The 22,800-nt window shown below is 52.3% G+C and carries 19 protein-coding genes; 9 read left to right on the plus strand and 10 right to left on the minus strand.

From position 1 onward, the window contains the following. Positions 1–10 precede the first annotated feature (10 nt). From FDW98_RS01975 to cobO, 8 genes are all read left to right on the plus strand, one after another. Positions 11–1,456 carry a methylaspartate mutase subunit E gene (locus FDW98_RS01975; RefSeq protein WP_096757826.1) on the plus strand — a complete coding sequence of 482 codons (1,446 nt, stop codon included), beginning with the start codon at positions 11–13 and terminating at the stop codon, positions 1,454–1,456. Further along, the gene (locus tag FDW98_RS01980) at positions 1,456–2,697 is read left to right on the plus strand and encodes a methylaspartate ammonia-lyase (RefSeq protein WP_096757827.1); all 1,242 of its coding nucleotides are present in this window, start codon (positions 1,456–1,458) and stop codon (positions 2,695–2,697) included. Before FDW98_RS01975 ends, FDW98_RS01980 begins: the two co-directional genes overlap by 1 nt. A 3-nt stretch (positions 2,698–2,700) precedes the next feature. Beyond that, positions 2,701–4,071, plus strand: a complete 1,371-nt coding sequence (locus tag FDW98_RS01985; protein ID WP_096757828.1) for an acyclic terpene utilization AtuA family protein — start codon at positions 2,701–2,703, stop codon at positions 4,069–4,071. Continuing rightward, on the plus strand, positions 4,068–4,385 hold the full coding sequence (locus tag FDW98_RS01990; protein ID WP_096757829.1) for a DUF4387 domain-containing protein: 318 nt from the start codon (positions 4,068–4,070) through the stop codon (positions 4,383–4,385). The genes FDW98_RS01985 and FDW98_RS01990 overlap by 4 nt, the downstream gene beginning before the upstream one ends. A 169-nt stretch (positions 4,386–4,554) precedes the next feature. After that, on the plus strand, positions 4,555–5,859 hold the full coding sequence (locus FDW98_RS01995; RefSeq protein ID WP_096757830.1) for a dicarboxylate/amino acid:cation symporter: 1,305 nt from the start codon (positions 4,555–4,557) through the stop codon (positions 5,857–5,859). A gap of 154 nt (positions 5,860–6,013) precedes the next feature. Then, positions 6,014–7,015, plus strand: coding sequence for a glutaminase A (gene glsA / locus FDW98_RS02000; RefSeq protein WP_096757831.1), 1,002 nt, complete (start codon positions 6,014–6,016; stop codon positions 7,013–7,015). Positions 7,016–7,138: 123 nt separating this feature from the next. Next, the gene (locus tag FDW98_RS02005) at positions 7,139–8,791 is read left to right on the plus strand and encodes a class I fumarate hydratase (RefSeq protein ID WP_096757832.1); all 1,653 of its coding nucleotides are present in this window, start codon (positions 7,139–7,141) and stop codon (positions 8,789–8,791) included. A 9-nt stretch (positions 8,792–8,800) separates the two neighbouring features. After that, positions 8,801–9,403 carry a cob(I)yrinic acid a,c-diamide adenosyltransferase gene (gene cobO, locus FDW98_RS02010; protein ID WP_096757833.1) on the plus strand — a complete coding sequence of 201 codons (603 nt, stop codon included), beginning with the start codon at positions 8,801–8,803 and terminating at the stop codon, positions 9,401–9,403. A 42-nt stretch (positions 9,404–9,445) separates the two neighbouring features. On the opposite strand, the gene FDW98_RS02015 is transcribed toward cobO, so the two are convergent. Continuing rightward, positions 9,446–10,348, minus strand: coding sequence for a LysR substrate-binding domain-containing protein (locus tag FDW98_RS02015; protein WP_096757834.1), 903 nt, complete (start codon positions 10,346–10,348; stop codon positions 9,446–9,448). 405 nt (positions 10,349–10,753) lie between these two features. On the opposite strand from FDW98_RS02015, the gene cobA reads away from it, so the two are divergent. Next, entirely contained in the window at positions 10,754–11,542 is a 789-nt protein-coding gene (gene cobA, locus FDW98_RS02020; protein WP_096757835.1) for a uroporphyrinogen-III C-methyltransferase, read from the plus strand. Here the strand turns inward: cobA and FDW98_RS02025 are convergent. The 9 genes from FDW98_RS02025 to sdhC form a co-directional block, all read right to left on the minus strand. Then, the gene (locus FDW98_RS02025; protein ID WP_096757836.1) at positions 11,521–12,414 is read right to left on the minus strand and encodes a PocR ligand-binding domain-containing protein; all 894 of its coding nucleotides are present in this window, start codon (positions 12,412–12,414) and stop codon (positions 11,521–11,523) included. The two genes, cobA and FDW98_RS02025, sit on opposite strands and share 22 nt — an antisense overlap. Positions 12,415–12,640: 226 nt before the next feature. Continuing rightward, positions 12,641–13,510 (minus strand): succinate--CoA ligase subunit alpha, encoded by an 870-nt coding sequence (gene sucD / locus FDW98_RS02030; RefSeq protein WP_096757837.1) that lies wholly within the window; start codon positions 13,508–13,510, stop codon positions 12,641–12,643. Further along, a complete protein-coding gene (gene sucC, locus FDW98_RS02035) occupies positions 13,510–14,676 on the minus strand; it encodes an ADP-forming succinate--CoA ligase subunit beta (RefSeq protein WP_096757838.1) in 1,167 nt (388 codons plus the stop codon). Before sucC ends, sucD begins: the two co-directional genes overlap by 1 nt. A gap of 91 nt (positions 14,677–14,767) precedes the next feature. Then, the gene (gene odhB, locus FDW98_RS02040; RefSeq protein WP_096757839.1) at positions 14,768–15,991 is read right to left on the minus strand and encodes a 2-oxoglutarate dehydrogenase complex dihydrolipoyllysine-residue succinyltransferase; all 1,224 of its coding nucleotides are present in this window, start codon (positions 15,989–15,991) and stop codon (positions 14,768–14,770) included. A gap of 14 nt (positions 15,992–16,005) precedes the next feature. Then, a complete protein-coding gene (gene sucA / locus FDW98_RS02045; RefSeq protein WP_096757840.1) occupies positions 16,006–18,807 on the minus strand; it encodes a 2-oxoglutarate dehydrogenase E1 component in 2,802 nt (933 codons plus the stop codon). A gap of 386 nt (positions 18,808–19,193) precedes the next feature. Continuing rightward, the gene (gene sdhB, locus FDW98_RS02050; RefSeq protein ID WP_032948848.1) at positions 19,194–19,910 is read right to left on the minus strand and encodes a succinate dehydrogenase iron-sulfur subunit SdhB; all 717 of its coding nucleotides are present in this window, start codon (positions 19,908–19,910) and stop codon (positions 19,194–19,196) included. Between the two features lie 15 nt (positions 19,911–19,925). Then, complete coding sequence (sdhA, locus tag FDW98_RS02055) at positions 19,926–21,692, minus strand: succinate dehydrogenase flavoprotein subunit (RefSeq protein ID WP_096757841.1); 1,767 nt, start codon at positions 21,690–21,692, stop codon at positions 19,926–19,928. Continuing rightward, positions 21,692–22,039 carry a succinate dehydrogenase membrane anchor subunit gene (gene sdhD / locus FDW98_RS02060; RefSeq protein WP_096757842.1) on the minus strand — a complete coding sequence of 116 codons (348 nt, stop codon included), beginning with the start codon at positions 22,037–22,039 and terminating at the stop codon, positions 21,692–21,694. Before sdhD ends, sdhA begins: the two co-directional genes overlap by 1 nt. After that, positions 22,033–22,437 (minus strand): succinate dehydrogenase cytochrome b556 subunit, encoded by a 405-nt coding sequence (gene sdhC / locus FDW98_RS02065; protein ID WP_170975189.1) that lies wholly within the window; start codon positions 22,435–22,437, stop codon positions 22,033–22,035. The genes sdhD and sdhC overlap by 7 nt, the downstream gene beginning before the upstream one ends. Positions 22,438–22,800 lie beyond the last annotated feature (363 nt).

Consider the following 22,800-nt stretch of genomic DNA (forward strand, 5'->3'; position numbering starts at 1 on the left):
GCAGCTACGAATGGAACTTCGAAATAAAAAACTGACCCATGACGAATTTATGACCGAAAGGCTGCAGGTGTTACAAACCTGGGAAACCGGCAAAGACGTTGAGAACTTCGAAGATGGCGTGAAGTACCAACAAACAATTCCAGACCAGAAGCGCTTCTCCCTCGCGCTGTTGAAGGCCGATCAGGAAGGTAAAACCCTGAGCCAGCCGCGTGCAGGCGTTGCATTAATGGATGAGCACATTGCGCTGCTCAAAACATTGCAGCAAGAGTGCGACCTGCTGCCCAGCACCATCGATGCCTATACCCGTCTGAACCGTTATGAAGAAGCCGCCGTCGGGATCCAGAAATCTATCGAAGCGGGTACGTCCAAGCTGAATGGTTTACCGGTCGTCAACCACGGGGTTGCTGCCTGCCGCCGGATGACGGAATCCCTGGAGAAACCTATCCAGGTTCGCCACGGTACGCCAGATGCGCGCTTGCTGGCAGAAATTGCCATGGCCAGTGGTTTTACCAGCTACGAAGGTGGCGGTATCTCTTACAACATCCCTTACGCCAAGCGCGTCACCCTGGAAAAATCCATCCGTGACTGGCAGTACTGCGACCGTCTGATGGGGCTGTACGAAGAAAACGGGATTCGCATTAACCGTGAACCCTTTGGTCCGCTGACCGGCACCCTGATCCCGCCATTCATGTCTCACTCCGTCGCGATCATCGAAGGTCTGCTGGCGCTGGAGCAAGGCGTGAAGTCCATTACCGTGGGCTACGGCCAGGTCGGTAGCCTGACGCAGGACATTGCTGCGATTCAAGCGCTGCGTGAACTGTCACACGAATACTTCCATAACTACGGCTTCGACGACTATGAGCTGAGCACCGTATTCCACCAGTGGATGGGCGGATTCCCGGAAGACGAAGCGAAAGCTTTCTCCGTCATCGCCTGGGGTGCGGCAGTAGCTGGCATGTCTGGCGCAACGAAAGTGATCACCAAGAGCCCGCATGAAGCATTTGGTATCCCGACTGCGGCGGCTAACGCCCAGGGCCTCAAAGCGTCACGTCAGATGCTGAACATGGTTAGCGACCAGAAATTCCCACAGTGCGCAGCCGTGGAGCAGGAAGTAGAACTGATTAAGAGCGAAGTCCACGCAGTGCTGAAGAAAGTCTTCGAACTGGGTAATGGCGACATTGCACGCGGTACCGTGCTGGCCTTTGAAGCAGGCGTACTGGACGTGCCTTTCGCACCTGCCGCCTGTAATGCTGGCAAAATCCTGCCGGTTCGCGATAACTCAGGCGCCATCCGTATCCTTGAAGCCGGCTCCGTACCGTTGCCGAAAGATATTCTCGCCCTGCACCACGACTACGTCGCAGAGCGCGCCCACTTTGAAGGCCGCAAGCCTTCTTTCCAGATGGTCATTGATGACATCAACGCCGTATCCCACAGTAAATTAATAGGAAGACCATAATGAAAATTAAACAGGCCCTTTTCACCGCTGGCTACTCCTCATTTTATTTTGACGACCAGCAGGCCATTAAAGACGGCGCAGGTCACGATGGGTTCATCTATACCGGCACGCCGGTAACGCCTGGATTTACTTCTGTTCGCCAGGCGGGTGAATGCGTTTCGGTTCAGCTGATTCTGGAAAACGGCGCGGTAGCGGTCGGTGATTGTGCAGCCGTACAGTATTCCGGAGCGGGCGGTCGTGACCCGCTGTTCCTGGCAGAGAACTTCATTCCGTTCCTCAACGATCACATCAAGCCGCTGCTGGAAGGCCGCGATATTGATACGTTCCTGCCGAACGCCCGTTTCTTCGATCAACTGCGTATTGATGGTCATCTGTTACATACCGCAGTACGTTACGGTCTGTCTCAGGCACTGCTGGATGCCGCTGCACTGGCCACCGGCCGTCTGAAAACAGAGGTTGTTTGTGATGAATGGCAGCTGCCGTGCGTCCCGGAAGCGATTCCTTTATTTGGTCAGAGCGGCGATGACCGCTACATCGCCGTCGACAAAATGATCCTTAAAGGCGTGGACGTCCTGCCGCACGCGCTGATCAACAACGTCGAAGAGAAACTGGGCTTTAAAGGCGAAAAACTGCGGGAGTATGTACGCTGGTTGTCTAACCGTATCTTAAGCCTGCGCACCAGCGAGCGTTACCACCCAACGCTGCATATTGATGTGTACGGCACCATCGGTCTGATTTTCGATATGGATCCGGTTCGCTGCGCCGAATACATCGCCAGCCTCGAAGCAGAAGCACAGGGCCTGCCGCTGTACATCGAAGGCCCGGTTGATGCCGGTAACAAACCGGATCAGATCCGTATGCTGACCGCCATCACCAAAGAACTGACCCGTCTGGGTTCTGGCGTGAAAATCGTCGCTGATGAATGGTGTAACACCTATCAGGATATCGTCGACTTCACCGATGCCGGAAGCTGCCATATGGTGCAGATCAAAACTCCGGATCTCGGCGGCATTCACAACATCGTTGATGCAGTGCTGTACTGCAACAAACACGCAATGGAAGCCTATCAGGGCGGTACCTGTAACGAAACCGAGATCAGTGCTCGTACCTGCGTACACGTCGCGCTGGCCGCGCGTCCAATGCGCATGTTGATCAAACCGGGTATGGGTTTCGATGAAGGTCTCAACATCGTGTTTAACGAAATGAACCGCACCATCGCGCTGTTGCAGACTAAGGATTAAGAAATGGCACGCACATTTAAGATCTTATCGCCTACGGCTATCCTGGGTTATGGCTTCCCGGAAGAAAGTTTTCGTAAAGCCATGGAAGAGTCACCGGATCTTATTGCTGTTGACGCGGGTTCCTCCGATCCTGGCCCCCACTATCTCGGGGCAGGTAAACCGTTTACCGACAGGGCCGGCGTAAAACGCGATCTGCGCTATATGATTGTGGCGGGCGTTAAGAACAACATCCCGGTGGTCATCGGTACCGCCGGTGGTTCTGGTGCCGCTCCGCATCTGGAGTGGTGTCGCCAGATTATTCATGAGATTGCCCAGGAAGAAAAACTGTCCTTCTCTATGGCGCTGATCCCGTCAGATGTCGACAAAGAAGTCGTTCATCAGGCGCTGGATAACGGCAAGATCACCGCCCTGGATTTCGTCCCTGAACTGACTCATGAGGCGATTGAAGAGAGCACCTACATCGTCGCACAGATGGGCGTCGAACCTTTCCAGCGTGCGCTGGAAGCCGGTGCACAGGTGGTACTGGGCGGACGAGCCTACGATCCGGCCTGCTTCGCCGCCCTGCCGATTATGCAGGGCTTTGATGAAGGTCTGGCGCTTCACTGCGGTAAGATCCTTGAGTGTGCTGCTATTGCCGCCACCCCAGGCTCCGGCTCAGATTGTGCGATGGGGATCATTGACGACAACGGCTTTACGCTGAAAGCGTTCAATCCCAAGCGTAAGTTCACTGAAACTTCTGCCGCAGCGCACACCCTGTATGAGAAGTCCGATCCGTACTTCCTGCCGGGACCGGGCGGCGTACTGAACCTGAAGGCGTGTACCTTCACGCAGGTAAATGACGGCGAAGTGTATGTCAGCGGCTCACGTCATGAAGAGACGCCGTATGCGCTGAAACTGGAAGGTGCACGTCAGGTTGGCTTCCGTTGCCTGACCATCGCCGGGACACGCGACCCGATTATGATTGCCGGAATTGACACCATTCTCGAAGAGGTACAGGCAAGCGTAGCACGTAATCTTTCACTGAATGATGACAGTATCCGCATGACGTTCCACCTGTATGGGAAGAACGGTGTGATGGGCAATCATGAGCCGATTAAAACCGCCGGTCACGAACTGGGGATTTTACTGGACGTGGTCGCACCGACGCAGGATATCGCCAACAGCGTCTGCTCGCTGGTGCGCTCTACCCTGCTGCACTATGGCTATGAAAATCGCATTGCGACTGCGGGCAACCTCGCTTTCCCGTTCTCGCCATCTGATATTCAGAGTGGTCCGGTGTATGAGTTCTCAATCTATCACCTGATTGAAGCCAGCGATGCACTGCGTTTTGATTTCCACATTGAACAGGTGACGCCAGAAGGAGTTCAGGCATGAAACACTCAATTTGTTCACTGGCGCAGGTCATCCGCTCTAAAAACGCCGGACCGTACGAATTGGTTTTAGATATTTTATTTAAAACCAAAGAAGACTATCTGCGGGTAAAAGCCTGCGAGCAATTAACGCCGCAGCTTATTGCTGGATTATATAATGTCGAGCCTGACTTTATTCACAATATTGTCTGGTTTGATCCGGCAAATGCGGTAAAGATCGTCATGCCTCGCGATATTATTTCCGGCAACGTCGGTGACAATGATGTTTATGGTGCGCAGCAACACGCGCCATTATTAAGTATTGAATTCGATTTGTAATAAAAAAACACAATAACAACCATTGGAGCACAGAATTCAGCGGTATCACAGTGCTTCGAAGTATTCATGCGGTTGGTCACAACAGGCGTGCGTCTGAGCTGCTGTCCCGGCTCAGACGCACGCCACCCTACACAATTTTAATTACCAGCCTTTATCCGATGGAGTACACATGAAGAAAATTAGTTTAACGAAGATGATCATATTAGGCCTGATACTCGGCATGATTGCCGGGGTGGCCATAAATAATATGGCCACGGCTGAAACAGCAAAATCTTATGCAGCGGATATTTCTATTTTCACTACTATATTCTTACGTATGGTGAAAATGATTATCGCGCCATTGGTTATCTCTACGCTGGTTGTCGGCATTGCCAAAATGGGCGATGCCAAAACGCTGGGACGTATATTTTCAAAAACCTTTTTCCTGTTTATTTGCGCCTCTCTGGTATCAATTGCGCTGGGTCTGGTTATCGTTAACATCTTCCAGCCGGGCGCGGGCATCAACTTTGTTCCGCATGACGTCGGTGCTGTCGCAGCCGTTAAGTCAGAGCCGTTCACGCTGAAAGTATTTATCTCCCACGCGGTACCGACCAGTATCGTTGACGCGATGGCGCGTAACGAAATCCTGCAGATCGTGGTGTTCTCCATTTTCCTCGGTTGCAGCCTGGCTGCCATTGGCGAAAAAGCCGAACCTATCGTGAAGGTGCTGGATTCACTGGTCCACGTAATGCTGAAACTGACTGGCTACGTCATGCTGTTCGCACCGCTGACTGTTTTTGCCGCTATCTCTGGTCTGATTGCCGAACGTGGTCTGGGTGTGATGGTGAGCGCCGGGATCTTCATGGGCGAGTTCTACCTGACGCTGGGTATGCTGTGGGCCATCCTGATTGGCCTGTCGACAATGATTGTCGGCCCATGCATCAGCCGTCTGACCAAATCCATTCTTGAACCGGCGCTGCTGGCCTTTACCACCTCCAGTTCTGAAGCGGCCTTCCCAGGCACGCTGGATAAACTGGAGAAGTTTGGCGTCTCTTCCAAAATTGCCAGCTTCGTACTGCCTATCGGTTACTCGTTTAACCTGGTCGGCTCCATGGCCTACTGCTCTTTTGCCACCGTCTTTATTGCCCAGGCGTGCAACATCGAACTGAGCATGGGCGAGCAAATCACCATGCTGTTGATCCTGATGCTGACCTCCAAAGGGATGGCGGGTGTACCGCGTGCGTCGATGGTGGTTATCGCCGCCACGCTGAACCAGTTCAACATTCCGGAAGCCGGTCTGATCCTGCTGATGGGCGTCGATCCGTTCCTCGATATGGGTCGTTCTGCCACTAACGTAATGAGTAATGCCATGGGTGCTGCCATCGTGGGCCGTTGGGAAGGTGAACACTTCGGCCAGGGTTGTCGCGGAACTGCACCTGTGAAAACCCCGGAACAGGATCTTCCGGTTACTGAAACGGAAGTTGCTTTGTCTTAATCATTTGATAACTGCGATCTGTAGACCGGGTAAGGCGTTTACGCCGCTATCCGACAAGAGAGCCACACCTGATGGCGACGCGAAGCGTCTTACCAGGTCGATAAGGTTTTTCCGGTCTACGGATCTTTTTTCACAACACCACCAGGAAAACACAATGAATAAAACTCTTCTCGGCGTCAGTCTCTTTTCTTTCAGCATCTTGTTTAGCGCAACCACGTTCGCGCAAACCACGCCGGATTACGCCAAACTGATCGAACAGGCACACCAGAAATTTAAAAGTAACAATGACGGAAAAGTCGCCGACTATATCCCTGCTCTGGCGACCTATAGCCCGAAAAATTTTGCCATCACCATTGCCACCGTTGACGGCAAAATCTACCAGGTTGGCGATGTCAACAAACCCTTCCCGATGGAATCCCTGAGTAAAGTCTTCACCATGGCGCTGGCCATGGAGCAGCACGGCCCGCAGGTGGTTCTGGATAAGCTCGGCGCTAATGCCACCGGCATGCCATTCAACTCAGGCTTAGCCGTTGAACTGACCAAAGGCGCACCGGAAAACCCGCTGGTTAACGCTGGCGCAATGAGCACCGTTAGCCTGATTGAAGCCAAAGACAAAACCGATCGCTGGAACAAAATCCTCGATAACCTGAACGTCTGGGCAGATGCCAAACTGACCGTGAACGAACCGGTGTTCAAATCTGAAATGGATACCAACCAGCACAACCAGGCGCTGGCGAAGCTGATGGAATCCTACAACAGCTTCTATGGCAACACCGACGAAGCCGTTGAAATTTATACCCGTCAATGCTCAGTCGATATCACCGTTGAGCAACTGGCCAAAATGGGTGCTGTCCTCGCCAACAAAGGAAAGTCTCCGTTTAACGGCAAGCAGCTGTTGAACGAAAAATATGTGCCGCAAGTATTGGCTGAAATGGCGATTGCCGGGTTGTACGACGGCAGTGGCAAGTGGCTGTATACCGTCGGCCTGCCGGCGAAAAGCGGCGTTGGCGGCGGAATGGTTGCTGTCGTCCCGGGTGAATATGCGATAGCTGTTTATTCTCCGCCGCTGGATGAAGCCGGTAACAGCGTTCGTGCCCAGAAAACTATCGAATATGTCGCCGAAGCGACAAAAGCCAACGTCTTTTTAGCGAAATAAGCCCGTGCCGGATAGCGCTAACGCGTATCCGGCCTCCTCGCTAAAACTTCTCCGGCCAGCAAAGTTTGCTTTTTTGTTGGCCGGAACCGACGTTACCTAAAAACCTAAAGGTGAGAAGTAAAAATGTCTAAACCATTTGTCTGGCAGGAACTCTTTGTTCAGAGTAAAGATAATACAGAATATGAATTACTCACTAACCAATACGTTACGGTAACTGAGTTAGACGGAGAGGAAGTGATCAAGGTGGCGCCTGAGGCGTTAACCTTGTTGGCACAGCAGGCATTTTATGAAGCGTCCTTTTTCCTGCGCGCCGGACATTTGAAGCAGGTAGCCAGCATTTTGCACGACCCGCAGGCCAGCAGTAACGATAAATATGTCGCACTCCAACTGCTGCGCAATGCGGAAGTTTCCGCCAAAGGCGTACTGCCCAACTGCCAGGATACCGGCACCGCAACGATTGTTGCCAGCAAAGGACAGCAGGTCTGGACCGGCGGCGATGACGCGGAAGCATTAAGCAAAGGCGTGTATACCACCTTCACGGAAAATAACCTGCGCTATTCGCAAAATGCCCCGTTGGATATGTACACCGAGGTCAACACCCAAACGAACCTGCCTGCGCAAATCGACATCAGTGCAACTCCGGGTAACGAATACCGCTTCCTGTTCGTCAATAAAGGCGGCGGCTCGGCCAACAAAGCGGCGCTGTATCAAGAAACCAAGTCCATTCTGCAGCCAGAAAAACTCACCGCCTTCCTGATCGAGAAAATGAAATCACTGGGCACCGCTGCCTGTCCGCCGTATCACATTGCGTTCGTCGTGGGCGGGCTCTCTGCCGATCAATCGCTGAAAGTGGCGAAGCTGGCTTCAACAAAATATTACGATAACCTGCCAACCAGCGGGAATGAACTGGGCCAGGCATTCCGCGATACAGCACTGGAAGCCGAACTGCTCAATGCCAGCCGCGAGTTTGGTATTGGCGCACAGTTTGGCGGTAAATACTTCGCACACGACATTCGCGTCATTCGCCTGCCACGCCACGGTGGCTCTTGCCCTATCGCCATGGCCCTCTCCTGCTCTGCAGACCGCAATATTAAAGCCAAAATTAATAAGCACGGTATCTGGCTGGAAAAACTTGAACATAATCCGGGCAAATTTATTCCCGATTCTCAGCGCGTAGAAAACAGCGGTCAGACCGTACAACTGAATCTGGATCGTCCGCTGCGCGAGATCATGCAGGATCTGTCCGCGCTGCCGATTGGTACCCGACTGTCACTCAGCGGCCCAATTGTCGTTGCCCGCGATATCGCCCATGCCAAGATCAAAGAACGTCTGGATAACGGCGAACCGATGCCGGAATACATGAAAAATCACATTGTTTATTACGCCGGTCCCGCCAAAACGCCTAACAATCTGGCCTGCGGTTCAATGGGCCCCACTACCGGCGGGCGCATGGACGGTTATGTCGATGCTTTCCAGGCAGCAGGCGGCAGTTTGATCATGTTGTCAAAAGGCAATCGCAGCAAGCAGGTGACCGATGCTTGTCAGAAGCATGGTGGATTTAACCTTGGCAGCATCGGCGGCGCAGCGGCGCTGCTGGCCCAGCAGTATGTGAAGAGCCTGCATTGTCTTGAATATCCTGAACTGGGTATGGAAGCAGTGTGGATGATGGAAGTGAAAAATATGCCCGCCTTTGTATTAGTGGATGACAAAGGCAACAACTTCTTTAGTCAGTTTGAGCAGCAGCATCGCTGCACAACCTGCCCTGCAGGACATTAAGGAGCAACAATGGAAGCGCGAGCCAATGACGACAGGCACCGCCAGCGTCAGCAGAAACTGAAAGATCAGGTTGATACCCGCGTGGCGGCGGCAACGGAAAAGAAAGGGATTTTGATTGTCTTCACCGGCAACGGTAAAGGGAAATCCACAGCCGCCTTTGGTACCGCGACGCGCGCGGTCGGCCATGGAAAAACCGTTGGCGTCGCGCAGTTTATTAAAGGCCAGTGGGATAATGGCGAATACAACACGTTACAACCGCTCGGCGTTGAATTCCATATTATGGGCACCGGCTTCACCTGGGAAACCCAGAACAAGGAAGCGGACATTGCGGCAGCAACGGTGGTCTGGCAGGAAAGTAAGCGCATGCTCGCCGATGCGCAGTACGACCTGGTGGTACTGGATGAACTGACGTATATGTTGGCGTATCACTATCTGGATACTCAGGAAGTGATCGCTGCCATCGAGAATCGTCCAGCCGAACAGAGTGTAATTGTCACAGGCCGCGGATGCCACACGCTTTTACTGGAACTTGCCGATACGGTCAGTGAGATGCGTCCGGTCAAGCACGCGTTTGATAGCGGTATTCAGGCTCAGGTTGGAATCGACTGGTAAGAATAACAATCCGGCCTACAGCATTGTAGGCCGACGTTGTCATCACGACACTGACACCACGGATTTACCAAGCAACCAGTTACGGAAAGTCTGTAAATGCGGAGATTCCGTTTTCTCTTCACGCCACGTCATAATAAACCGGTTGCCGGTACGCATCGGAACATCGCAGGGAATCACCATATCACCGCAGTCCAGATCGTGCTGAATAGCAAATCGAGGTAACAACGCAACGCCCAAATTCGAGCGTACCGCCGCGATCAGCATCGAGAGCAAATCAAAGCGCGGACCTTTATTGACTAACGGACTGCTGACATCAGACAATGCAAACCATTCCTGCCAGCCTTTGATACGCGTACTTTGGTGCAACAGAGGAAACTCATTCAGCAGATCGGTTACCGCCAGCTTGCGATCGGCTTCGTTCAGCAGGCATCTGCTGCATACGGGTAAAATTTCCTCTTCAAAAAGGTACTCGACCCCAGACCATGGCGAGTAAAAATCTTCCCGCATGATTGCCGCATCATACTCACGATTGAGAAAATCGCCGATATTCGCCAAAGAATGGATATTGACGATAATATCAGGGTTAAGTTTATTGAACTCACGTAAGTTAGGAATCAGCCAGTGCGTACTAAACGTAGGATTAACCGCCAACTCAATAACCTGCACGGTCGGTTGCCAGGTCATTATGGTAGTGGTGTCACGTTCCAGTTTGTTAAGCGTTTCCTTGACGATAGTTAAATAATGCTTCCCTGCCGCATTTAAGAAAATACGCTTTTTGGCATGATTAAATAGCGCTGTATTTAGAAAGTCCTCCAGCGCATTCACCTGGCGAAAAACAGCACTTTGTGTCAACGCAAGCTCTTCTGCTGCCCGGGTATAACTTTCGTGACGCGCAACCACTTCAAAAGTTACCAGCAACTCCGTCTTCGGTATTTTTCCTCTCATAACCTCTTCCATATGCAGCGTACAAAAAACGTTTAATTTATAAAATAAATTTCAATACACCCAGATAAACATCGAGAGTTATATTTTATTTTGTCCATTGATGTCATTGATCCAATCCATGATTTACTCACACTGAGGCGGATAAATATTAACCAATAATACGCAAGCCGGGCAGTAAACACAATTTAAATAAGGTTAAACTTGGGCAAATAGTGCTTATAAGTTCTTAATAATTTTTCAAATGATCTTGTTTATTGCAGAAAAAACTATGCGAGTTTAATCAATATTATTGCTGCGATATTTTAGGATAATTTAGTGTTATAACCACCCGGCAAACGACTGCTTTTAATCATTCCTTGATGTAGTTTCTGCCATTCTAATGTTAGACGTGATAAAGGACACAATGTGAAAACTTTCGGAAAGGTCTGGCTCGTTGGCGCCGGTCCCGGTGATATATCGTTACTCACCCTCAAAGCAATGATGTGCATTAAGCAGGCCGATGTCATTATTTACGACAGGCTGGTCAATCCTAAAATTTTGGAATGGGCGGCACCTGATTGCCAGCTCATCAATGTCGGCAAAAATCCGGGCTTTCATTGTGTGCCACAGGATGAAATCAACGCGCTGCTGGTCCAGTATGCTGAAACCCATCACCATATCGTGCGCTTAAAAGGCGGCGATCCTTACGTGTTTGGCCGGGGGGCTGAAGAAGTTGAGGATCTCGTGGAAATCGGCATACCTTTTGAAGTCGTACCTGGCATCAGTTCCACTATTGGCGGCCTGACCTGCGCCGGTATTCCGGTCACGCATCGCGATTATGCTTCAGGATTTCACGTGGTCACCGGTCATACGCGTGAAGGAAATCAGCAGCAGGACTGGCGTCAGCTGGCCAAACTCAACGGTACGCTGGTTATCGTGATGGGGATCGCCAATCTGGCGTTTATTTGTGAAGAGTTGCTCATGGGGGGAAAATCTGCCGACACCCCCGCCGCTATTATCATGTCCGCTACGCGGGAGAATCAGCGCCGACTGACTTGTACGTTGGGGTCATTACTGAACAAAGCGCAGGAAGCGAACATCGTGCCACCCGCGCTGATCGTTATCGGTGAGGTTGTGAGCCTAAGCGACAGACTGTCTTTTATTCCTGAAGCCCTCGCGCTACCGGAAAGCCTCTACTGCGAAAGTCTCGCGTGACGAAAAGACTGGGGTGACGTTTGATGCGCCGCCCGGAAAACACGGCAAAAGTAACTGGTTTGCGCGTACTGAAGTTTCCGGGCAATGCTGTCTATTGAATGCACAGGATCATGCAATAATTCGCCCGCTTTTTGCATTTTCTTCTGATTTACCCATGTTTTAAAATTCACTCCCTGACGTTTCTTAAAGAAGCGGCTAAAATAGTTAGCACTCAAACAAACATGCGCTGCCACGGATTCAAGAGATAGCTCGCTATATAAATTCTCATCAATATAACGTAGCGCCTCCATGAGTTTCTTTTCATGCCGGGAAAGCTCGGTAAAATAAATCTGCGGGGTACTTACTTTAGGGGTATTAACCATTTCATCTACCGTATCCTTTCGTTCATAATTATTAACAATAAAGTTCAGTAAGTTTGCCGACGCGGTCAATATATTATTATCTACAACAATCACGCGATCCCATGCAGCCTTTATTTCAGGGTCGCTCATCCATTGTGATTGCTCATCTATAACTATCGTTTTATATTCCTGATATTTGGCTCGTACTTGGCCACAGATAATAAAACCGCAAAGATTCCCTTCATTAATGAGTGGCATTGAGAAGAGGCTTAATCCTGCATAACAGCAGAGTATTCTTGGTTTTAGCTGTTTTAACCCTTCAAAAGCGCAATACTTATCACACTTTTGACAACTCGCTCGGTACTGTTCATTGGTACGCATGAGTGTACAGAATGCGTTAAAATTATGGCAATCCGATATCACCTTGCCTGTAACATCAATCACTACCGTCGCTAATCCTGTCGCTCTGGCAAAAACATCGGCGATGGAGAAAAAACACTGTAAGTCGTCATCCTTAATTTTCAGCGGCACGCCATCCTCCGGCAATGTTGATATTAAAGCCGGTAATATGCAGAATTTAGTCTAAAGAAAGAATGATGCTGACCGCAAAAAATAATCTCATTTGTGAAGATGATTGTGATCAAATTTCAAGATGGTGGATTGCAGAAAATAAAAAAGGCCATCATCAGATGGCCAACCATGTCGAAACGGGAACAGCCCTTGACCATATTGATAGTCAGGGCTGTTTTTTTACTTATTACTTAATTACGGTCTTCAGCGCTTCGCCGATATCGGCCAGGCTGCGTACGGTTTTCACACCAGCGGCTTCCAGTGCAGCGAACTTCTCATCCGCCGTCCCTTTACCACCAGAGATAATCGCGCCCGCATGGCCCATACGTTTGCCTTTCGGCGCGGTCACGCCAGCGATGTAGCCGACCACCGGTTTGGTCACATGATCTTTAATGTAGGCTGCGGCTTCTTCTTCCGCGCTGCCGCCGATCTCACCGATCATGACAATCGCTTCGGTTTGCGGATCTTCCTCGAACAGCTTCAGAATGTCGATAAAGTTAGAACCTGGGATCGGATCCCCACCGATGCCCACACAGGTGGACTGGCCGAAACCGTAGTCAGTGGTCTGCTTAACCGCTTCATAGGTCAGCGTACCGGAACGGGAAACGATGCCCACTTTGCCCGGTTTGTGAATGTGACCCGGCATGATACCGATTTTGCATTCGCCCGGGGTGATAACGCCTGGGCAGTTCGGGCCAATCATACGCACGCCTGCTTCATCCAGCGCCACTTTCACGGTCAGCATATCCAGCGTCGGAATACCTTCGGTGATGGTGATGATCAGTTTGATGCCCGCGTTGACAGCTTCCAGAATGGAATCTTTGCAGAACGGTGCCGGTACATAGATAACTGATGCCGTCGCGCCGGTCGCTTCTACCGCTTCACGTACGGTGTTGAACACCGGCAGACCCAGATGGGTGGTGCCGCCTTTGCCCGGCGTAACGCCGCCGACCATTTGTGTACCGTAAGCAATCGCTTGTTCTGAGTGGAATGTCCCCTGGCTGCCGGTGAAGCCCTGGCAGATTACCTTGGTATCTTTATTAATTAAAACGGACATTATTTCCCCTCCACTGCGGCAACAACCTGCTGAGCTGCATCCGTCAGACTTTTCGCTGCAATAATATTCAGGCCGCTGTCAGCCAATTTTTTCGCGCCGAGTTCGGCATTGTTGCCTTCCAGACGGACAACAACAGGTACGTTAACGCCCACTTCCGCTACCGCGCCGATGATACCGTCAGCGATCAGGTCGCAACGTACGATACCGCCGAAGATGTTAACCAGAACGGCTTTAACATTGTCGTCAGAAAGGATGATTTTGAACGCTTCGGTCACGCGCTCTTTGGTCGCGCCACCGCCAACGTCGAGGAAGTTAGCCGGTTCGCCGCCGTGCAGCTTAACGATGTCCATGGTGCCCATCGCCAGGCCCGCGCCGTTAACCATGCAACCGATGTTGCCATCCAGCGCAACGTAGTTCAGCTCCCACTGTGCTGCCTGCGCTTCACGCGGATCTTCCTGAGACTGGTCGCGCATTTCGCGCAGGTCAGCCTGGCGGAACAGTGCGTTGCCGTCAGCACCCAGTTTGCCGTCGAGGCAAATCAGGTCGCCCTGCTTGGTGACAACCAACGGGTTGATTTCGATCAGCGCCAGGTCACGCTCAAGGAAGATGGTCGCCAGACCCATAAAGATTTTGGTGAACTGCTGAACCTGTTTACCTTCCAGACCCAGTTTGAATGCCAGCTCACGTCCCTGATACGGCATTGGGCCCGCCAGCGGATCCAGTGCGACTTTGTGGATCAGGTGCGGGGTTTCTTCCGCGACTTTTTCGATTTCCACGCCGCCTTCGGTAGAGGCCATAAAGACCACGCGACGGGAGCTACGGTCAACCACAGCGCCGAGGTAAAGTTCTTTACCAATATCGGTCGCAGCTTCAACCAGAATCTGATTTACCGGTTGGCCATTGGCGTCCGTCTGGTAAGTGACCAGACGTTTACCCAGCCAGTGTTCAGCAAAAGCGCGAATGTCTTCTTTGCTGTTCACGACCTTCACACCGCCCGCTTTACCGCGGCCACCAGCGTGAACCTGACATTTTACTACCCATGGACCTGCGCCGATTTTAGAGGCAGCTTCTTCGGCTTCACGCGGAGTAGTACAGGCATAACCCACCGGTGCCGGTAAGCCATAGCGGGCAAAAAGTTGTTTTGCCTGATATTCATGTAAGTTCATGTGTTCTGTCCATCCTTCAGGTAATCGTTATCTTATAACCCGTAGGCCTGATAAGGCCGCAGACCTACGGGGCAGGTGATACTCTTTATTGTTACACGTCTAACAGCAGACGCGTTGGATCTTCCAGCAACTCTTTAATGGTCACCAGGAAGCCCACTGACTCACGACCATCGATCAGGCGGTGGTCATAAGACAGCGCCAGATACATCATCGGCAGGATTTCAACCTTGCCGTCTACCGCCATCGGCCTGTCTTTGATGGCATGCATTCCCAGGATGGCGCTCTGCGGCGGGTTGATGATCGGCGTAGACATCAAGGAACCGAACACACCACCGTTAGTGATAGTGAAGTTCCCGCCCGTCAGATCCTCGACCGTCAACTTGCCGTCGCGACCTTTCACTGCCAATTCTTTGATATTTTTCTCGATGTCAGCCATACCCAACAGGTCAACATTGCGCAGAACCGGAGTCACCAGGCCGCGCGGCGTAGAGACCGCCATGCTGACATCAAAGTAGTTGTGATATACCACGTCATCGCCATCGATAGAGGCGTTGACTTCCGGGAAGCGTTTCAGCGCTTCAACCACGGCTTTCACGTAGAACGACATAAAGCCCAGACGGATACCGTGACGTTTTTCAAACGCATCACCGTACTGCTTACGCAGATCCATGATTGGCTTCATGTTGACTTCGTTGAAGGTCGTCAGCATCGCGGTGGAGTTTTTCGCTTCCAGCAGACGCTCGGCCACGCGCTTACGCAGACGGGTCATCGGAACACGTTTCTCACCACGCGTACCCAGTGCAGGTTGAGCGGCAGGTGCGGCTGCCGGCGCTTTGGCTTCCGCTTTCGCTGCCGGCGCTTTAGCCAGATGTTTTTCAACATCTTCACGAGTGATGCGGCCGCCGACGCCGGTACCATTAATGGCGCTGGCTTCGAGGTTATGCTCACCCAGCAGGCGACGAATCGCCGGGCTCAGGGCATCGTTATTCTGCTCGGAGAGCGAGGCTTGCTGGCGCTGCGCCGGAGTAGAATCTTTTTCTTCAGACTTGGCGCTGGTCTCTTTCCCGGCGCTGTTACCTTCACGCAGGCGACCGAGGATCTGGCGAGACGTGACGGTTGTCCCTTCATCTTCCAGAACCGCATCAAGAATACCGTCCGCTGATGCCGGTACTTCCAGTACCACTTTGTCAGTTTCGATTTCTACCAGCACTTCATCGCGCTTAACGCTATCGCCCGGTTTTTTATGCCAGGTCGCTACGGTTGCGTCAGCCACAGATTCAGGCAGGTCGGGAACAAGAATATCTACGCTACTCATTATTTATCCTTTATTTAATCGACGTTCAGCGCGTCATTGACCAGATCTTGTTGCTGCTTCTGGTGAACGGACATATATCCTACTGCCGGTGAGGCAGAGGCCGGGCGACCTGCGTAACGCAGAGCAGACCCAAATGGAATCACTTCACGGAAATGATGCTGGCTGCAGTACCATGCGCCCTGGTTGAGCGGCTCTTCCTGGCACCAGACAAAATCATGTACGTGAGCGTACTGTTTCAACACGTCCTGCATCGCTTTATGCGGGAACGGATAAAGCTGTTCGATGCGCACAATGGCAACATCTTTCTGACCATTCTTGCGGCGTTGCTCCAGCAGGTCGTAATAAACCTTACCAGAACACATTACAACGCGCTTCACGCCTTTCGGATCCAGTTCATCAATCTCGCCAATGGCTGGCAGGAACGCACCGTTAGCCAGTTCGTCCAGCGTGGACACCGCCAGCGGATGACGCAGCAATGACTTCGGTGACATCACCACCAGTGGACGGCGCATACCGCGCAGCGCCTGACGACGCAGCATGTGGTACACCTGAGCCGGGGTAGACGGGACGCAAACCTGCATGTTCTGCTCGGCGCAGAGTTGCAGATAACGTTCCAGACGCGCGGAGGAGTGCTCCGGACCCTGACCTTCATAGCCGTGCGGCAGCAGCATCACCAGACCACACATGCGGCCCCATTTCTGCTCGCCAGAGGAGATGAACTGGTCGATAACCACCTGTGCGCCGTTGGCGAAGTCGCCAAACTGTGCTTCCCAGATGGTCAGCGTGCGCGGCTCAGCCGTGGCGTAGCCGTATTCAAATGCCAGCACCGCTTCTTCAGACAGAACGGAGTCCCATACGCGGAACGTGCCCTGACCGTTATGCACGTGCTGCAATGGGGTGTAGGTTGAACCGTTCGCCTGGTTGTGGATCACCGCATGGCGGTGGAAGAAGGTCCCGCGACCGGAGTCTTCACCCGACAGACGAACCGGAATGCCTTCGTCTACCAGCGTGGCGTAGGCCAGATTCTCAGCGCCACCCCAGTCGAACAGCTTCTCGCCGGCGGCCATTGACTGACGGTCACCGTAAATCTTGGCGACACGCGACTGCATTTCAACCGCTTCAGGTACGGTACTGATGCGTTTTGCCAGTTCCTGCAAACGCTTCATTTCAACCTTGCTCGGGTAGTTTTCGTCCCAATCGTGGTTGAGGTACGGTGACCAGGTGAAGGAGTGCATGTTCATTGGACGCCACTCTTTCACCACGCATTCACCCGCATCTAACGCATCACGATACAGGTTGACCATTTCGGTCGCGTCTTCCAGCGTAACAACTTTATCGGTTTCCAGTTTGTCAGCGTAGATTTTGCGCGGCGTCGGGTGTTTTTTGATTTTCTGATACATCAGCGGCTGGGTTGCGCTCGGCTCGTCGGCTTCGTTATGGCCGTGACGGCGGTAGCACACCAGATCAATGAACACATCGCGTTTAAAGGTATTACGGAAATCCAGCGCCAGACGCGTCACGAAAGCGACCGCTTCCGGGTCATCCGCATTGACGTGGAAAATCGGCGCCATCACCATCTTACCAATGTCGGTGCAATACGGCGTGGAACGCGCATCCAGTGGGTTAGAGGTGGTGAAACCGACCTGGTTGTTGATAACGATACGAACGGTGCCGCCGACTTCGTAGCCGCGCGCTTTCGACATGTTCAGGGTTTCCTGAACCACGCCTTGCCCGGTTACCGCTGCGTCACCGTGAATGGTGATCGGCAGAACTTTATTGCTGCTCGGCTCATCCAGTCTGTCCAGACGCGCACGAACGGAACCGATAACCACCGGGCTGACGATCTCCAGGTGCGACGGGTTAAACGCCAGCGCCAGGTGAACCAGACCGCCTTCGGTTTCGATATCCGATGAGAAGCCCATGTGGTACTTCACGTCACCGGTACCGAGGTGTTCTTTATGTTTGCCCGCAAATTCGTCGAACAGTTCTTGTGGACGTTTACCCAGTACGTTCACCAGCACGTTCAAACGACCACGGTGCGCCATGCCCAGAACCACTTCACGCGTGCCGCTGTTGCCAGCATGGCGAATCATCTCTTTGAGCATCGGAATTAACGCATCACCACCTTCCAGCGAGAAGCGTTTAGCCCCCGGGAACTTGGCCCCCAGGTAGCGCTCCAGACCTTCTGCTGCGGTCAGTTCACTGAGGAAACGTTTTTTCTCTTCGCCACTGAACGCCGCGCGACCGGATTCGATACGCTGTTGAAGCCAGCGTTTCTCTTCGGTGCTGGTGATGTGCATGTACTCAGCGCCAATCGGGCCGCAGTAAGTTTGCTTCAGTGCTTCCAGTAACTCGCCCAGCTTCATCGTATCTTTGCCACCGGCAAAAGAACCGACGTTAAAGCTTTCCTGAAGATCGGCTTCGGTCAGATCGTGGAAAGACGGATCCAGATCGGCCACGTTTTCTTGCTGCCACAGTCCCAGTGGATCGAGATTCGCTTGCTGATGACCGCGGAAACGGTATGCGTTGATGAGCTGCAGGACTTTAACCTGCTTCACATTGGCATCAGGGTCGGAAATAGAAGAAGAGTAACGTGGGGTAGCCAACGCCTGACGACGGAAATAATCACGCGTTTTTGAATGGAGTTGATCCGGTTTGACTCCGGTACCAGGTAACTGCTGGAACGTCGAACGCCAGTTAGCATCTACCGAGTCAGGGTCGGTTAAGAAGTCTTCATAGAGCTGTTCTATCCAACTCTGGTTCGAACCAGAGAGGTAAGAAGAGTCCAACCAGGCTTTCAAAGCGCTGTTCTGCATCGTGATCCCTTAAGCATCTTTTCTGCTTATTTAATACTCTAAATAGTTCACGTTTCAGGAAGGCGGCAAGCTTGCGAATCCCTGGGAGCTTACAGCCAGTAAGTGACCGGGGTGAGCAAGTGCAGCCAACGCACATGCAACCTGAACTATGACGAGTATTTCGCCGTGGATACTACCACGCATATGGAGTATGCGTGCCGGGGTTCACTTGCGAGCTCTTTTTGTTTGGCTCGCGAAGGAACCTTTAAAAACTGTCAGAGATAAGAGGCAGTTTTTAGAGGTTTCCTGCATTAACGATTTGCCTGATGGCGCTTCACTTATCAGGCCTACGGGATTGTACCTGTAGGCCGGATAAGACGTTTACGTCGCCATCCGGCAACAACGACTTATGCACTACGCTTCAGCAGCATCGACTTAATATGGCCGATGGCGCGCGTCGGGTTCAGCCCCTTAGGACATACACTGACGCAGTTCATGATGCTATGGCAGCGGAATACGCTGAAAGCGTCACTTAGCCCTTCCAGGCGGCTGTCGGTTTCGGTATCGCGACTGTCAATCAGGAAGCGGTACGCAGCCAGCAGACCTGCCGGGCCAATAAACTTGTCCGGATTCCACCAGAATGACGGGCAGGACGTTGAGCAGCATGCACATAAAATACATTCATACAGCCCATCGAGCTTCTCACGCTGCTCAGGCATTTGTAAATGCTCACGAGCCGGTGGATTTTTCCCATTATTCAACAAGTAAGGTTTAATCTTCTCATACTGTGCGTAGAATTGCCCCATGTCTACCACCAAATCGCGCACCACCGGTAAACCCGGCAACGGGCGGATGACAATTTTTTTGCCCGGCTGATTCAGCGCAGAAATAGGTGTGATACAGGCCAGACCATTTTTGCCGTTCATGTTCAGGCCGTCGGAGCCACAAACGCCTTCACGGCAAGAGCGACGGAACGACAGTGACGGGTCTTTTTCCTTCAGCTGCATCAACGCATCCAGCAGCATCATGTCGCGACCTTCTTCCGCTTCCAGGGTGTAATCCTGCATATGCGGAGCATCGTCTACGTCCGGGTTATAACGATAAACTGAAAACTCGAGTTTCATTGTCCTGTCTCCGCATTAATAAGTACGAATCTTCGGCGGGAATGCCGGGCGCAGTTTCGGTTCCATGTTGACCTGACGTCGTGTCATGGATTCCGATTCTGGCAGGTACAGGGAATGGCACAGCCAGTTTTCATCGTCACGTTCCGGGAAGTCGAAGCGGCTATGCGCGCCACGGCTTTCGGTACGGAAGTTTGCAGACACCGCCGTGGCGTAAGCAGTTTCCATCAGGTTATCCAACTCCAGACACTCAACGCGCTGGGTGTTGAACTCGCTGGAGGTATCATCCAGACGGGCATTTTTCAGGCGTTCACGAATCACCTTCAGCTCTTCAAGACCCTTCGCCATCGCGTCACCTTCACGGAATACCGAGAAGTTATGCTGCATACATTCCTGCAGCGCTTTACGGATGACCACAGGATCTTCGCCGTCACGGTTGCCGTTCCAGCGGTTCAGTCGTTCCAGAGAAGCATCAATCTCGTCTTCTGTTGCATCGCGAAGGTCACCCTGCTCGGCGATAGATTCCTGCAGATGCAGACCCACCGCACGACCGAACACCACCAGATCCAGCAGCGAGTTGCCGCCCAGACGGTTGGCGCCGTGAACCGATACGCAGGCGATTTCGCCCACCGCAAACAGCCCAGGAATCACCACGTCTTCGCCCTGCTCGTTCACGGTCAGCGCCTGACCGGTTACTTTGGTCGGCACGCCGCCCATCATGTAGTGGCAGGTTGGGATAACCGGAATAGGTTCTTTCACCGGGTCAACGTGAGCAAAGGTACGGGAGAGTTCAAGGATGCCCGGCAGACGGGACTCAAGAACCTCTTTACCCAGATGGTCGAGTTTCAGCTTGGCATGTGGGCCCCATGGACCGTCACAGCCACGACCTTCACGGATTTCGATCATGATAGAACGCGCCACCACGTCACGACCCGCCAGGTCTTTCGCATTCGGGGCATAACGCTCCATAAAGCGCTCACCGTGTTTGTTCAGCAGGTAACCGCCTTCACCACGGCAACCTTCAGTGACCAGAACCCCTGCCCCGGCGATACCGGTTGGGTGGAACTGCCACATTTCCATATCCTGCACCGGTACACCGGCACGGATTGCCATGCCAACGCCGTCACCGGTGTTGATATGCGCGTTGGTGGTGGACTGGTAAATACGGCCTGCGCCGCCGGTCGCCAGCACGGTGGCGCGGGCTTTGAAGTAAACCACTTCACCGGTTTCGATACACAGCGCGGTACACCCGACCACTGCACCATCGGCGTTTTTCACCAGATCCAGCGCGTACCACTCAGAGAAAATGGTGGTATGGTTTTTCAGGTTCTGCTGATACAGCGTGTGCAACAGCGCATGACCGGTACGGTCAGCTGCTGCTGCTGTACGTGCCGCCTGCTCGCCGCCGAAGTTTCTCGACTGACCCCCAAACGGACGTTGATAGATAGTGCCATCGTCAAGACGCGAGAACGGCAGGCCCATATGGTCCAGTTCCAGAATCGCTTCCGGGCCGGTCTTACACATATATTCAATCGCGTCCTGGTCACCAATGTAATCCGACCCTTTAACGGTGTCGTACATGTGCCATTCCCAGTTATCTTCATGGGTATTACCGAGCGCAACGGTGATGCCACCCTGCGCGGAAACGGTATGGGAACGGGTTGGGAACACTTTGGAGAGCAGCGCACAGGTCTGGCCGCTCTGGGAAATTTGCAGCGCCGCGCGCATACCTGCGCCACCGGCACCAATCACAACAGCATCAAATTCTCTGACTGGCAGTTTCATTACACACCCCACACCACAACGAATCCATAAATGACGTAAACCACCAGTGCAACGACAATCGCCAGTTGCAGAATCAGGCGCACGGCCAGTGGTTTAACGTAGTCGGTCAACACCTGCCACATGCCAATCCAGGCATGAATCAAGATAGAAAATAGTGCCAGCAGGGTGAAGACTCTGGTGAATGCCGATGAGAAGAAACCAGTCCAGATTTCCCAGGTCAGCGTGCCACTGGTGGCGAAGAAGCCGACCATATAGATGATGTATAACGTCAGAACGATAGCGGTAGCACGGACCAGAATGAAGTCATGTACGCCGTTGCGTCCTAATGCGGAGGCGTTGCTTACCATACGAGGACTCCTGCGAGAAGTGAAAGCACGACAATGATAACAAAAGAAATTTTGGCAGAACGCGTCCCTGCTTCGAGGGTTTCTTCGATGTAGCCAAAATCCATCAACAGATGGCGAATGCCCATGACGGCGTGGTAGGCCAGTGCTATCAGAATTCCCCACAGAATTAACTCCACAAAGACGTTATTCATAATGGAAGACGCCGCGAGGAAACCTTCAGGGGAGGAAAGGCTGGTACCCAATAACCACAACAGTATCCCGACCGCCACGAAGGTGATCACTCCAGATACGCGATGGAGAATGGACGCTATCGCCGTGATTGGGAACCGAATCGTTTGCAGATCCAGATTGACAGGTCTTTGTTTTTTCACATTTCTTATCATGAATAACGCCCACATGCTGTTCTTATTATTCCCTTTAGACTTCGGGTACAGAAGATGAAGACTCCTGTTGCCTGAAAGACGACGGGATTTCCTTCCTCCGGTCTGCGTGCGGGTCAGACAGCGTCCTTACTATAACTACGCGTCATATAAAACACTGCTTCCAGTTGCTAAAACGACACGTTACAACGCTGGTTGGCTCGGGATTGCAGGGTATTCCGGAGACCTGGCGGCAGTATAGGACGTTCACAAAATCATTACAATTAACCTACATATAGTTTGTCGGGTTTTATCCCGAACAGTGACATAGGTCACGATAACAACATTATTTTAATTTTTAATCATCTGATTTGACAATCATTAAACAAACTTGTTACAAAC

Source organism: Citrobacter sp. wls711, from assembly GCF_005281055.1.
Taxonomy (GTDB): Bacteria; Pseudomonadota; Gammaproteobacteria; order Enterobacterales; family Enterobacteriaceae; genus Citrobacter; species Citrobacter gillenii.